At 51.7% G+C, this 13,709-nt stretch carries 7 protein-coding genes; 2 read left to right on the top strand and 5 right to left on the bottom strand.

Annotation, left to right across the window (positions count from 1 at the left end):
- Positions 1–235 precede the first annotated feature (235 nt).
- Positions 236–3,415 carry a DUF7379 domain-containing protein gene (locus BLQ88_RS22215; protein ID WP_090154561.1) on the top strand — a complete coding sequence of 1,060 codons (3,180 nt, stop codon included), beginning with the start codon at positions 236–238 and terminating at the stop codon, positions 3,413–3,415.
- On the opposite strand, the gene BLQ88_RS22220 is transcribed toward BLQ88_RS22215, so the two are convergent.
- Together BLQ88_RS22220 and BLQ88_RS22225 are read right to left on the bottom strand one after the other, a co-directional pair.
- Positions 3,367–6,330 (bottom strand): ATP-binding protein, encoded by a 2,964-nt coding sequence (locus BLQ88_RS22220; RefSeq protein ID WP_090154563.1) that lies wholly within the window; start codon positions 6,328–6,330, stop codon positions 3,367–3,369. The two genes, BLQ88_RS22215 and BLQ88_RS22220, sit on opposite strands and share 49 nt — an antisense overlap.
- Positions 6,331–6,336: 6 nt before the next feature.
- Positions 6,337–8,169, bottom strand: coding sequence for a CHAT domain-containing protein (locus BLQ88_RS22225; protein WP_090154565.1), 1,833 nt, complete (start codon positions 8,167–8,169; stop codon positions 6,337–6,339).
- Between the two features lie 159 nt (positions 8,170–8,328).
- Here BLQ88_RS22225 and BLQ88_RS22230 point away from each other — a divergent pair, with 159 nt between their 5' ends.
- Positions 8,329–9,018, top strand: a complete 690-nt coding sequence (locus tag BLQ88_RS22230; RefSeq protein ID WP_218132944.1) for a DUF1345 domain-containing protein — start codon at positions 8,329–8,331, stop codon at positions 9,016–9,018.
- 104 nt (positions 9,019–9,122) lie between these two features.
- Here BLQ88_RS22230 and BLQ88_RS22235 read toward each other — a convergent pair whose 3' ends face one another.
- The 3 genes from BLQ88_RS22235 to BLQ88_RS22245 all read right to left on the bottom strand — a co-directional run bounded on the left by BLQ88_RS22235 (position 9,123) and on the right by BLQ88_RS22245 (position 13,523).
- A complete protein-coding gene (locus BLQ88_RS22235) occupies positions 9,123–9,563 on the bottom strand; it encodes a hypothetical protein (protein WP_143016907.1) in 441 nt (146 codons plus the stop codon).
- A gap of 51 nt (positions 9,564–9,614) precedes the next feature.
- Positions 9,615–12,071 carry an ABC transporter permease gene (locus BLQ88_RS22240; protein WP_090154569.1) on the bottom strand — a complete coding sequence of 819 codons (2,457 nt, stop codon included), beginning with the start codon at positions 12,069–12,071 and terminating at the stop codon, positions 9,615–9,617.
- A 183-nt stretch (positions 12,072–12,254) separates the two neighbouring features.
- Positions 12,255–13,523 carry a dipeptidase gene (locus BLQ88_RS22245; RefSeq protein WP_090154571.1) on the bottom strand — a complete coding sequence of 423 codons (1,269 nt, stop codon included), beginning with the start codon at positions 13,521–13,523 and terminating at the stop codon, positions 12,255–12,257.
- Between the last annotated feature and the right edge of the window lie 186 nt (positions 13,524–13,709).

The raw sequence follows: 13,709 nt of genomic DNA on the forward strand, positions 1-13,709 counted from the left end.
TTCAATTACGGTATTTTCCCGCGGTGTTTGGGGGGGCTTGCCCACAAATTATTAACCGGGTGCAACGGCGCGGCGACTGGCTTTTACCACACCTTTTTCCGTTCGATAACAAAGCATTTTACATGTTGATTTTAATGCATCGAGCGGGTAATTTCCGGGGATTTGAGCCTTATGTTGCCCGGTTACCGCTCATTCACAGAAGACGGCTTTTCTTCCGAACCCAACCTTTTATCTTATGAAAATCTTCGCATTGCTGATTGGCATTAATGAGTATAGTCCGTCGTCGAGCCCGCTGATCAGGGCGCTGAACGGTTGCCTGAATGACGTATCCGATTTTGGAACGTTTTTACATCAAAACTACGGTGATCTCATCCCCGACGAACAGCAAATCCTCGTGCTCACAAATGCGGACGCCACGCGCGCGAAGGTGATAGATGGTTTCAGGAAACATTTAACCCAGGCCGGGCCGGATGATCTGGCCGTCGTGTACTACTCCGGACACGGCTCCACAGGCATTACCGCACCCGAATTTCAGGCCGGGACCTCCGACCGCCAGGAGCAGACCTGGGTGCTGCACGACAGCCGCGAATCCGGTAAATACGACCTCGCCGACAAGGAAATAGCGCTTTTGCTGGAAGAAGTGAGCGCACGCAATCCGCGCATTGTGGTGATCGCCGACTCCTGTCATTCCGGATCGGTGACGAGAGAGCTTGAACAGTTTTTGCAAATGCAGCCGCGTTTCGAGAAAGGTACGTCGGACGTCAGGCCGCTGGAAAGTTACCTGGACGGGGCGTATGTGCAACGCGGTAATGTCGATATCCCGTCCTCGGACCACCTGCTCCTGGCCGCGTGCGACCGCGTGGAGCGCGCGTGGGAGAACAATGGGCACGGGCAGTTTACACAGTCGCTGATCTCCGTACTGGGGAAAAGCGGCGGGCAGGTTACTTATGCCGATCTGTTCGTTCAGGTGCGCGCGTTCATTCGCAATGCATTGAAAAACCAGACGCCGCAAATGGAGCCGATCGGTGTTTTCAATGTTAGTCAGGGCTTTTTGGGACGAAAAGTCGAAGCGGGGAGGCTCACGCGCTACCGCGTATACACGAAAGCGGGCAAGTGGACGATCGACCTGGGCGCGGGAATGGGTATCGAGCAGCGGATAGGCGAGCCATTTAAAATTAAAATATACGACTCGGTGGCGGACGGGCAGCTTGTTGGAACTGCGCTGCTGGAAGTCATGAATGTTACAGAAAGCACTTTGCAAGCCGGTACATTACCGCTCGACGCGAACATCGTCTATTGGGGTGAGCCGGAATCGATGCGGCTGCAACCGTTCTTTGTGTACGGCGATCCTGCCGCGGCGCAGGTAATGCAGGAAACACTCGCCAGTACCGCCGAGTCCGGCATTGTGCTAACCGATACCCCGGCGGCCGCATTGTTTGAACTCAAAATAGCAAACGGCAATATCGCCATCTCCCACACGGGAAGCGACGCGAGGATACAAACTGTGATTGGAACAGACAAATTTGCAGCAACGCATGTTCTGAACCTGCTCCAAACACTCGCCCGCTGGCAGCGCCTCCTCGATTTGCAGAATAAACAATCGGCTATTCAACCTCAGCAGGTTACATTCAATGTGGAGGTGGAGCAGGGCGGGTCCAGCGGTATATTTTCGGAAACTTTGATTACCCTCGACTACGACGGGGAAGACATTCCGTTTAAAGTCAATTTCAGTAACGGTACGGCCCGAGCGTTGTACGCTTGCCTGCTGTACCTCTCGCCGGATTATGGGGTAACAATTATTTTCAATGATTCGCAGCCGGTGAATGCAGGCGGCTCCGTGGTGCTTACGAGCGACGTTTTTACATTGAACAGCGAAGAAGAGATCGATACGCTGAAACTGATCGTCTCGACGGAAGCCGTAGACAGCAGCTTGTTCGTCCAGGAACCGTTGGAAATCGGTGCAACCGTCGCGCCTTCGGGTACGCGCGGGCTTGGGCAGTCGAAGGGGATTGGAGGCGGAAAATCCGATTGGCTTACGAAAGCGGTCAGTATCAGGCTTGTTAAAAAGGCGGAGGAGGAGCTCGGGGCACAGCCGATAGCCATCGGCAAGGGCATTACCGTTCAGCCGCATCCGTCGTTTCGCGGGAAGCTCGGCTGGGCGCCGCTCGTCTCCAAAACCAGGAGCGTCGACAAGCCGGTTATTAACGAAGCCTACGCGGTGGGTAATCCGTGGTTCGAGATTGTGAATTTCGATGAAGGTACCCGCGGGGAAGACCGCAGCATTGCCGAGGTGGTTGAAATCAGCGATGTGGCCGCATTGAAAGAAAATCCACTGGTGATCGACATCCGGCCTGAAAACGAGGACGAACTGGTACTGCCGTTCTTTTTCGACGGCGAAGACTTTTTGCCAATGGGTATCGTGTCGATCACGGAGCCGGGATTAATGCAAATCAGCATCGATACCATTCCCGAGGAAGCTGCGGAGAAAACGAGGAGTCTGGGCGGCGCATTCCGCATGGTGTTCCTGAAATTCGCTGGAAAAGTGGGCATTAAAACCGACCCTAACCAGTTGCGCTGGGTGGATTATGCCAACAATGCAACCCGGGAAAGTGCCGGACTGGAAGAGAAGGTGCGGCAGGCAAAATCAATGCTGCTGCTGGTCCACGGCATTATCGGCGATACTGAGGACATGGCCAAAACATTCAAAATGGCGATCGACAGCGGCTACGATCTTGTGATGACCTACGATTATGAGAACCTGAATACGCCGATCGAAGAAATAGCGGCGATATTGAAAGGCAAACTGACGGGTCTCGGATTCAATGAGAACGACGGCAAAAAGCTGGTAATGGTCGCGCATTCGATGGGAGGGCTGGTATCCCGGTACATGATCGAGGAATTGGGCGGCGACAAATTTGTAGACAAACTGATTATGGCTGGTACGCCCAATGGCGGCAGTAAATTCGGTGAAATTCCGGGTTATGTGAGCTGGACATCCGTGGCCCTGGCGCTGGGTACCAAGCTGTTTCCGCCGCAGGTAGGCGCGGTAACGGGCTTTTTATCGACAGTGCTGAAAGTGGGAAACAAAGGTGTGCTGTACACGCTGGCACAAATGGACAGCGGCAGTGATTTTATCAAAAGATTAGGCCAGAAAACGACCGCGCTGATTCCGTATTTCATCGTCGGGGGAGATCTCGATGCCTATTTGAAGGCAAGCAATGGTTTGCCACTAATGGAAAAAGTGGTGACGCAAATCGGCACCTGGGTTTACAAGAATACGGTCAACGATATCGCCGTAAGCACGGACAGCATCTTCCTCGCGAAGACCGCCGCCGTGCCGCAAAAGGTATCATGCCACCATCTTAACTATTTCGTAGTCGACGAATCGGTGGACGCGCTGGCTACGCTGCTGTAATGTTCTAACGGCAAGCCGGCGGGGAGTCGAATGGCGTTGAGCATACCGATGATCGACGCCACATCGTCTTTCAGCGAGTCGGGGATCATTTTCTTTTTCGTAAACCCTCGCAAATCAGCAACCATAGCGTCGCGGTTGTAGACGGCGCTTTCGGCATACGTGCAATTTTTCTCGCTGAAATTCTTGCTACCGGCATATTGCCGGTAGTAACGCCTCGCCTCAGCCACATTTCCGGAAAGAAGATAAGCGTGCGCGAGGTTCACGTAAATATAGTCGAGGCGCGACCTGGGCATAATAGCCATCGTCGTGCCTTTTTTGGCATACTCGATCGACTTCTTGAAATTCCGGTCGAACAAGCGGTACCACGAGGCATTGTTGTAGACGATCGAGAGGTAATGGTTCAGGCACGTATCCGCCGGTAGCCGCTCATGCATGTCTTCGAGGAACAGGATATGGTCTTCGCTCGCATAACGCCGCGATTGCGTACGGACGAAGGAAAATAGCGTATTACGCTCGTCTTCGCGCATTTTCTGGATTTTGGTTTCCAGTTCCACACGTGTGTCCCAAAACACTTCATTCAGTCGCCTGTTGCCGTCGGCGCTTATTTTTCTCGACAATGCCGTCCAGAGCGCATAATTGTACTGGCCCTCCACCTGCCTCACCAGCGCACTCAGCACGTCTCGGAGGTTCACAAGCGATCCCGCGTTTTCGGAGGAAAAGAAATGGCTCGACAAGCGGTGAATGGACGTCAGATACTCGTTTTCAAGGTAGGTCCACAAATCCTCTTTGGCGGCAATGCTCGAATTCCTTTTCAGGTATTCCAGATCTTCATAATCCAGCGGAAGCAAAAAGCGCACTTTGGTCTCGGGAAGCAAGCGGGTGCTCGGTTCCACTCTCTTGTTGCCTGTCCAGAACAGCCGGGTGATGCCCATCCGGGTATCCGAGATCGCGATCACGGAGTCGTGCGGAAAACGCCTCAGCGAATTGTACTTGAATTCGGTGTCGATATCGTACAACGTTTGCGTGCTGTCGCTCAAAATTCCTTCGGACGTCAGCCTGAACGATTCCCCGATCATCGTAGTGTCGATGGATCTTTTCATGAGCAGCATTTTTCCGTTGCTGTAAGAGATCCGCACCAGTGTAGTGTCATGACTGTTGATCGCCACGCTGATCCCGTGATTGCCGCGGTCGCGGTTCCAGCGGCGCCAGACGAGATTGTACCTGTTTTCAAGCGTTCCTAAACGCTCGTTATAAAGGCTTACGGTGTTCGGTCCGGCGACAATCAGCAACTTACGCTCATCGCCCACGTGCGCAAAAGCCATATCCGTGATCGGTTCTACATTGAAAATGGAGGCGAAATACAGGTTTTCATGCTCGGGGTATCTTTTAATTTCATCAAACATTCCATCTCCGAATAGCCCGGAAAACATGCTGTTTTGTTCGAATTGCTTGTAGAGAATGTACTGCTGGGTTTTGGAACGGGCGAGGTTAATGAGCAGCCGGTAGCGTGTACTGGTCTCGGAGCTCCATATGGTGAGAAAGGTGAGTATGGTTAAAAGGAAAATTCCGCCTGCGGCGTAACTGAGCGCGTAAATGGTGGTAAGCCTCCGTTTACTGTCCGCCACGAACTTCCATTCATCCTTCGTCGGTTGCTTGCTTAATGCTACATTTTCCTTAATGTCCTTGGTCGACCGTTTGATGTCGCGAAGATCGTTCCGGTCGAGATAGGACCGCAGAAACCACCAGTTGTTGGACTGCTCGTATTTGAGATAGGCGGTTTTTATGGTCTTGATCGTCCGCGCGATGTGCGCGTTTTCGAGGTTGAATTTATCGTAAATGATCTGCGCCAGACTATCGTGCGCGATTTCGTAAATGCTATCCGTGCTGTTGCCGCCATATTTATCCAGCCTGAGAATGTTTTTCGTAGACAACGATTTGACCACCGCTGTCGCGATATCCAGCGGGGCGGCCTGCGAAATCACATCGTCGATCTTCTGCGGTCGCTTGGTGCCTTCGTCGCTCACAAAACAGTAAAGTACGTCCCGCACCGTGTTGTAATTCACAGAAGGATGCACGGCCGACACTTCCGAAATCGTGTTGGCTATCCTTTCTTCCAGGAATTGTTTGAGCACATTCTGAATGTTGCCTACTTCTGCCAACAGGCTCATCGTGAATTTTTTACGCGAGCCTGGTGCCTGGTGCCAGAGCCTGTCGAGGTAGATTTGCAGGTGTGGCAGCTCGATCAGGTTTTCATCGATTTTCAGGTTTTTTACGATCGCGTCGACAGTGTCGTCGTCCGTCTCGATCTCGAAATGCTCACACGACTTTTTGATGACGTTCGTAATGTCTTTATCGGTCATTCGTTCGATGAGCACGCGCTTGTCGAAGATTTCCGGCACAATGCCCTCGTACTTTTGCAGTTGGGCAATGTACCGCTCGCGCATGATGAAAATCACTTTGCTCGGGATGTCGTGCGCGTCGAGTATGCGCCGGAGATCGTTGAAAAACGCCTCCTGTTCCTCGGTACTTCCTAAAATGAATATTTCCTCGAACTGGTCGAAAATCAGGTAAATAGGTTTGAAAAAATCCAGGTAAAGCGACCGGAGACAGTCGAGAATGTCGGAATCGAGCGGGAAATCCTGCTTGTTTTTGAGGTTGATTTCTTTCCGTAGCGAAATGTTGATATCGTCGTACCGCCTTACGAATATTTCGAGCCAGTCGGTCTTTTCGAAACAGTTTGCAAGCCCGCATTTGATAATACTGGATTTCCCCGTCCCAAGCGGGCCGTTTACCAGCACGATGTTCGACTCGTGGATGTAGTTGTAAATGATCCTGATTTCGTCCTCTCTTTCGAAAAATGCGCTGCGTTCATTCTTCTCGAAAGAGTCGAGCAGTTTGAATGGTGAATTGGCCATGATCTGTCAGGATTTGAAATAGGAAATGAAAACTTCGACGCTCTCTAGAATCTCCGGACCGATGGTTTCGAGCTCTTCCTGCGATATTTTTAAATCGGTTTTTGTCCTTAGAAAATTAGGTAGAGCAGGGATTTGCAGACGGTCTTTCTTCTCATTGATATTCTTGATGAAATTGTATGTGCACGTGGTGTTGCTGGCGGACTTATCATAATTATAGAAGAAATAAATCTTGGAAAGCTTCTCGCTGATCAATGCATTCATATCGATCACAAACGGGTACAAATTGAATGCGGAAAGTTTTTTGTCCTCGATTTTATAGATCACCACCGAATTGGAATCCGTAAAGTTTTCAAAATCCTCCATCTTGTCGGTAAACCCTACCAAAACGTAGTCAAGTTTGACCATTTTGTGCTGGAAAACAGCAGGTTGGTTTTTCTTTTTGTTGATATAAATATTCTTGATGGTCGCAAATTTATACCGCGCGCAAAAGCCCAGCTCCTTGAACATAATGCAAAGGTTAGCCTCGGTTTTCCGGCAATCCTGCTGGCATTCCCCCTCGTCGAGATCGTCCATCGCTGCGATGTCGCGGTACTTGCTTTTAATGCCCGTGATATGCACATATGCGCCGAAAAACTCGCCGTCGCGCTCGTCCATCAGGTCGGCCAGGTGCGCCATTTCGTTGACGAACAGCGGCACGTCGTGGGCTTTGAGGTTGTCGTGGATCGCCCGGATGAGCGGAATGACGTCGTAGGCCTGCCTTTCCTGTTGCCCCAGCTTGAAGAAGCCGCTGATCCGCTCTTTCAAATGATCGTCCAGCACGGGGATTTTCTCCTGCACGAGCGCATCCCAAAGCTGCGAAAACATGATAAATAGCAGCAGATCGGCCATGACGGTGTAGGTATTGATCAGAAAACGCAGCCGTTCGCTCGCCAGGGGCTCGTCTTCGGTAACCAGCAGCTTCCGCACCTGCTCGGCAATAGGCGAGGGCAGGCTGTTGATAATGGCGTTTTTAACCTCCCTGACGTCGAATTTTTTCGGGTCCCATTGTTCGCCATACTTCTTTTCAAGGTCTTCGAACATCGGCAGCTCGTCACTGAATGTCATCAGCACATTGTAAAGCGAGGCCAGAATGGCGTCTTCGGAAGTATTGAACTTCGAATCGATCTGGCTTTTGATATGCAGTTCATAAAAACTTTTGTCCGACAACCGGTGGCCGGCGGCGTCCTGATGGTTTTTGTGCAGGTAGAGTCCCCAAACCGGCCCGGTATTGGGTGCTTTGATGAGCCGGGCAATGCCGCGGTCCTGGTGTTCGCTTGTATTTAAAGTCGCGTTGTTTTTGGCGGTAACCACCTCGGTAGCAAGCCTGAATGCCTCGTCGATGGAATGCCCGCTGGCGAGTTTCTGGTAAAAATCTTCGGCAAAGCGGGTGGCGGTGTCGTCGCCGATCTCGACGCTTGTGGCAATTACCGCGCGGACACCGGCGTCGAGCAGCTGGTCTACCTGTTCCTGGGTGGAGCAGCCATTGAGAAAAACGAGTTGCAGGTTCTTTTGCAACCGTATCGATTCGAGCAGGCCGGCGCCGTAGACCGTCGCGTCCTCCATCAGCAGCTGGCTGCCGTTGGCATGGCCCGCATAGTGGATAATCTCTACCTGGGGCTGGTACAAAAGCAGGCGGTCGCGCAGTTTCTTGATCGTCCGCGAGTCGGTATCTAGCAAAAGGTGGCCCTTTCCCTGTCTCTCGCGCAATGCGTCCGAAATGGCTTCTTTTTCCTTTTCGAGTTGTGAAAGGTAGGCGTCGCCGGAATTTGAAAACGCGCAGAGTACTACGGGAGGTCGCATTGCTAGGGAAGGATTTAGGCTTATCAGGGTACAAAACTATAAAGTATATCAGAATACCAAAGTAGTTCTACTTTTTCTGGAAAATGTTATTTAGCGGCTTGCATTTAATGGAGCGGCAATATGCTATCTTGCTTTCGAAAATGTGCCCCTGGCCCTTCTATGCGAATTACCAAATCTATCAATCGGCTGGATGCCCATCATAAGCTGGGTATCGCAGTACTTTTCGGCTCGCTGGCTGTCATTGCGGCTGATTCCAGCGCCGGAAAGCCCGTTAACTGGATGATCGGCTGGCTCGTATACAGCGCCGTGCATCTGGGATTGGCCTGGGTAACGATATTGAGTTCGCATCCTTCGGAAGTGCGGAAAGAGGTGGACGGCCAGGATTCGAGCAGGATACTGATCTATATTTTTGTGATCGTCGCCTCGTTTGTGAGCCTTTTTGCGATCCTTTTCCTGCTCCGCGACGCCGGAAAGGCTTCCTGGCCCGACCTGATCATGCATTTGATTCTCTCATTTTCCTGCATTATCAGCGCCTGGACTCTCGTGCATACTGTATTTACCCTGCGGTACGCACACCTGTACTACCGGCACACGGAGCACGGTAGCAATGCCGGCAAACAGCAAAAGCGCGGGCTGCAATTCCCCGACGACGCCGAGCCGGATTTTCTCGATTTTACCTATTTTTCTTTTGTGATCGGAATGACATTCCAGGTGTCGGACGTCACTATCACTTCCCGCGAGCTCAGGCGGCTCGCGCTCGTCCACGCGCTGCTGTCTTTTGCATTCAATACATTGCTGGTCGCGCTGACAATCAATGTCGTATCCGGGCTGATACAAAGCAAATCCTGAGTGCGGCGTTGAACGCAATGCTACTAGCGAGCGTGGTATCAATTATTTTCACATCATGCCGGAACTCATGGCCATATAATAGTTTGCAAAATGCACCGCGGTGATCAGCATGAGGTCTTTTTAGGTAAAGATTCAAAGCTATCGGCGGTGGCGATCTGGTATTCGTAACTCATCAAACTCCATTTCAGATGCGGTTTCATGACCAGTAGTTCGGTACCTTCCTGGTCTACCATTAAAAATGATTCTTTGAACAGGCCCTTGTGTTTAAAAATATAACCTTTATCGACGTAATTGAAATGCGTTTGGATCACAATCTCGCCGTTCCAGTTCATGCTGAATTGTAACAATACTTTATCGCCTTCCGTCACTTCGACCGTCGTTCCCCAAAATCCTTTCGGCTCAATCTGATAACCGGAGTTATTTCCAATTTCCGCGAGCGCGGAAAATTTGAACCAGCTTTTGTAGGAGAGCTTTGCAATGGACTCGTTTCCTTTTGTTAAATCAAAGGTTAAAGAACTGTTGGATTTTGCCTGATATTCTGCCATAACCGTTTGTTTTTTAATGCTGTGCATTCACAAGGTCGTAAAAGTTTTTGGTCAATCACTCCTTAAATTTTCCAGCGGGTTGGTCAGTGATGCTTTGATGGACTGGTAGCTCACCGTGAGCAGGGCTATCAACGCGGCAAGCACAGTTGCGGCCGCGAACATCCACCATTCCGGATCGATATGGTAGGCATATTCTTGCAGCCATTGGTGTACAGCCCACCAGGCAATCGGGAATGCAATCAGGTTGGCGACAAGAACGAGCAGCAGGAAATCTCTCGAAAGCAATGCGGCCAGGCCGAATGTGCCCGCACCCAGTATCTTCCGAATGCCTATTTCCTTCACGCGCTGCTCGACGGAGTAGGTAGCGAGGCCGAAAAGCCCCAGGCAAGCGATGAATATGGCTGAAAGGGCGGTCCAGGTCATGAGACTTTGCCTGCGGTTGTCTTCGAGGTAGAACCGGGCGAGCTGGTCGTCCAGGAAATGGTATTCGAAGGGATCGTCGGCATCTGCCCGCACCATGGCCGCCTTCATTTTTTCGAGGGTTGCCGGGACGTTGGCGGGTTGAATTTTGGCCGTGTAGTAGTCGATACCGTGAATCGGATTGCGGTTATAGCCGAGCACCAGCGGCGCAATTTTGTCGCGCAACGACTGAAAATGGAAGTCTTTCACAATGCCGACGACCCTGGCTTTGAATGGGGCGCCGTCTTTGTTGACGGGCTGGAAGTCGCCACCGTTCGACGATACCATCGGGATTTCGACATATTGCCCGGTGGCATCGGAAATGCCGAGGAGGTTTGCCGCTGTTTCATTCAGCAGGACCGAGGTGGAATCGGACGGGTTGATGAAATTCCTCCCTCTCGCTAATTGTACCCCGAAAGTGCCCAGGAAATCTTTGTCGGCCCCAAAGAAATAGGCCATACCCGGTTCGGTACGATTGCTTTCCGTATTGATTTTCACCCGCCGGTATGTCTTCCATTCACCTGGCACGCGCGAGGTCACGGATACGCTTCTGACGGAAGGAATGGCCGCCATTTCCGCTTTGATAGCTTCGAAACCTGACCTGGCCTTGCCCGTGTTCACATCCACCACCACCAGCAGATCCTTGCTGAATCCCAGGTTGGTGTTGTTCAGGAACTTCACCTGCCGGTAAAGTACGATGGTGCCGATGATGAGCACGATGGAAACCGTAAACTGAAATACAACCAGTCCTTTCCGAAAACCCGCGCTAGCGTTCTGATTGATTTTCAGGCCTTTTAGGGGCATTACCGGCTTGAAGCCGGATAGGAGCAGGGCGGGATAGCTGCCGGAGACGAGGCCGATCAGGGCGGTAGCGCCTGCGGCCATGAGCCAGATCCGGTAGTTGGTTTGGAGATTGAGCGAGAGCTGCTTGCCGACGAATTCGTTGTAATAAGGCAGCAGTAAATTGATCAGGCCCAGGGCGAGCAGAAAGGAAAGTGTTGTGACAAGAATGGCCTCGAACAGGAACTGGTACACCAGATTTTTCCTGACCGCCCCAATCGATTTGCGCACACCAATTTCCTTGGCCCGGTTGGAAGCCCTGGCCGTGGAAAGGTTCATGTAATTGATGCCGGCGATGAAGAGGACAAAAAGCGATACGAACGAGAATACTTTGATATACACCGGATTGCCTTGTACCATGGCGTCTACATTGGTATTGCGTGCTCCGTCGGTGATTTCGGCGGAATGCAGGTGCAGATCGGGAAGTGCCTGCAAGCTGAAATGCAGGCTCGTGCCCTTTTCCGGTTGATAATTGGAAAGTACCAGTCGGGTCATTTTCTGCGCGACGGCTTCCGGTTTGGCATCGGCCCGCAGCAATGCGTAAACAGCGACGTTGTTGGACGACCAGTCGCTGGCTATGAACTGTTTATAACCTTCCGCATTCGGTTCGGAGATGAGGCTGTTGAAGTCGAAGCTGGAATTGCGGGGGTGGTTTTTCAGCACGCCGGTGATTTTGGAAGGAGTGTCCAAATGGCCCCATTGCAGTTTTTTACCAAGCACGTCCACGCTTCCAAACAGCCTCATAGCCAGTTCTTCATTGATCACGATCGAGTTAGGCTCTTTCAGCGCGGTGATTTTGTCCCCGGAGAGCAACGGAAAGTCGAAAACGCGGAGGAAATTTTCATCCACCACGGAAATGTTTTCCTGGAAGTTTACCGGATTTTCGGGGTTGATCAGGTTGGCCCGGCCGATACGGTCTATACGTGCCGTATTCTCCACTTCGGGTATATGGCGTTTCGAGCCTTCCGCCAATTGATAACTGGCAGCGCCGATCGTCGTCGCTTCACCATTTACATTTTTATGCTCTACCACACGGAAAATCCGGTCGGCATTTGAATGCTGCCGGTCGAAAGTAAGTTCGTCGAACACGTACAGGCCGATGAGCAGAAAGCAGGTAAGGCCGAATGCCAGCCCGGCGATATTCAATGCAGCGTAAAGCTTGTTGCGGACGAGCGTCCGCATCGCTATTGTGAAGTAATTTCGGATCATAGCACATCGATTAAAGTAATGGGTGTCAATCCTTTTTCAGATCAAATCCATACCAAATCGAATGTGCGCACCGGGGGGAGAATTCTGCGCGGAGGCTGTCCGTTATCGAACATTGCATGTTCCCTAATGGACATTCGGAAGGCAAATACCGGCGCGTATTTCTGCCGGTATTTGCCTGTCCTGTCATTTCCCTTCCGTGACTTTCCTGATCACCCGCAGCCAGTTGAGGCCAAGGATCTTTTTGATCCGCTGGTCGCTGTAACCGAGTTTTTGCATGGCGATGGTAATCTGAGGGTAGTCGCTGATATCCTTGATTTCGCGCGGCAATTCGGGGCCGCCATCGAGGTCGCTGCCTAATGCAATATGGTCTTCGCCGACCAGGTTTACACCATAATCGATCACTTTGGCAAGCTGGTCCACATGCATCCAGTATTCGTCGGGAATGGTACCATTGAATGTAAATGGCAACTCGCGTGCGAACTCTTTGTCCACATCCTCGATGGTTTGTGTGGTAACCTGAGTGGCAAGGATACGCGGCGTTTTGGGTTGCGGGTTCGGCTGTACCTTCACGGGGTTGTTCGCCCGCTGCCACGCCCAGTATTTGGGATTATTGAAGAGGCTGCCGAAATGCACGCCGATCACGCCGCCTTTCGCGGCAATGGCCTTCGCTGCTTCGTCCGAAATACAGCGGGGATGGTCTACGATTTTGTAAAAACCGCCGTGACTGTAAATCACCGGGTGACGGCTCGCCGCTACCGATTGAAGAATGGCGTCGTTGGACGCGTGCGCGACGTTGATCACCATCCCGAGGTCGTTCATTTCTTTGATCACCGCCTTCCCGTGCTCGTTGATGCCGCCCCAGGTGTACACATCGTTGCAGGCATCGATAAATGCATTGGTGGTGCTGTGGGCGGTGAGCTGCATGGCGCGCAGGCCGAGTTTATAAAGCGCACGGAGCAAGTCAAGGTCGCCGTAAAGGTCATAACCGCCTTCCAGATCGAGGAATGCGGCCATTTTTCCTTTTTTGTTAATGCGTTCGATGTCGGAAGCGTTGAGTGCCAGCTCGATCATCGAACTGTTCTTTTTGATCTGGTCCAATGCCAGGTTCACGACGCGGAAAGTATTCTTCGTCTCGAACCTTCCCGGATAGTAATTTTCAGGGGTGTAAACTGAAAAAAACATCGCATCCAGACCGCCTTCCTTTGCCCGCGGCAAATCGACCGTGCCATCGGGATAGCGCTGCCCGATATCGCTTTTCAGCACCGCCTCGCGGCTCATCACATGCGTATGCCCGTCCATCACGAACGCATTGCGATGCAAGTCCGGCATAGGCTGCGGCCCCGAAGCAAGGGTATGGCCGCTCGCAGGAGCGAACAGCATTGATTTCAATGGAAGAACACTACCGGCAGCCGGTAAAAATGTAATGGATTTAAGAATGTCTCTGCGTTTCATGAAGATTTAATGAGTGAATGAGTGAATGTGTGGATGAGTGAATGAGTGAATGTGTGAATGATTGAATGAGTGACCGGGTCGCCTGAGCGATGATCCGCCGTGGAACGGGTAATGACCGAATGTGGGGATCTGAATGGGCAAATTTTGACCGGGTCGCCGGAGCGATGATGGAATTTTGGCGTCCGT

This window comes from Dyadobacter soli (genome assembly GCF_900101885.1).
GTDB classification, from domain to species: Bacteria; Bacteroidota; Bacteroidia; order Cytophagales; family Spirosomataceae; genus Dyadobacter; species Dyadobacter soli.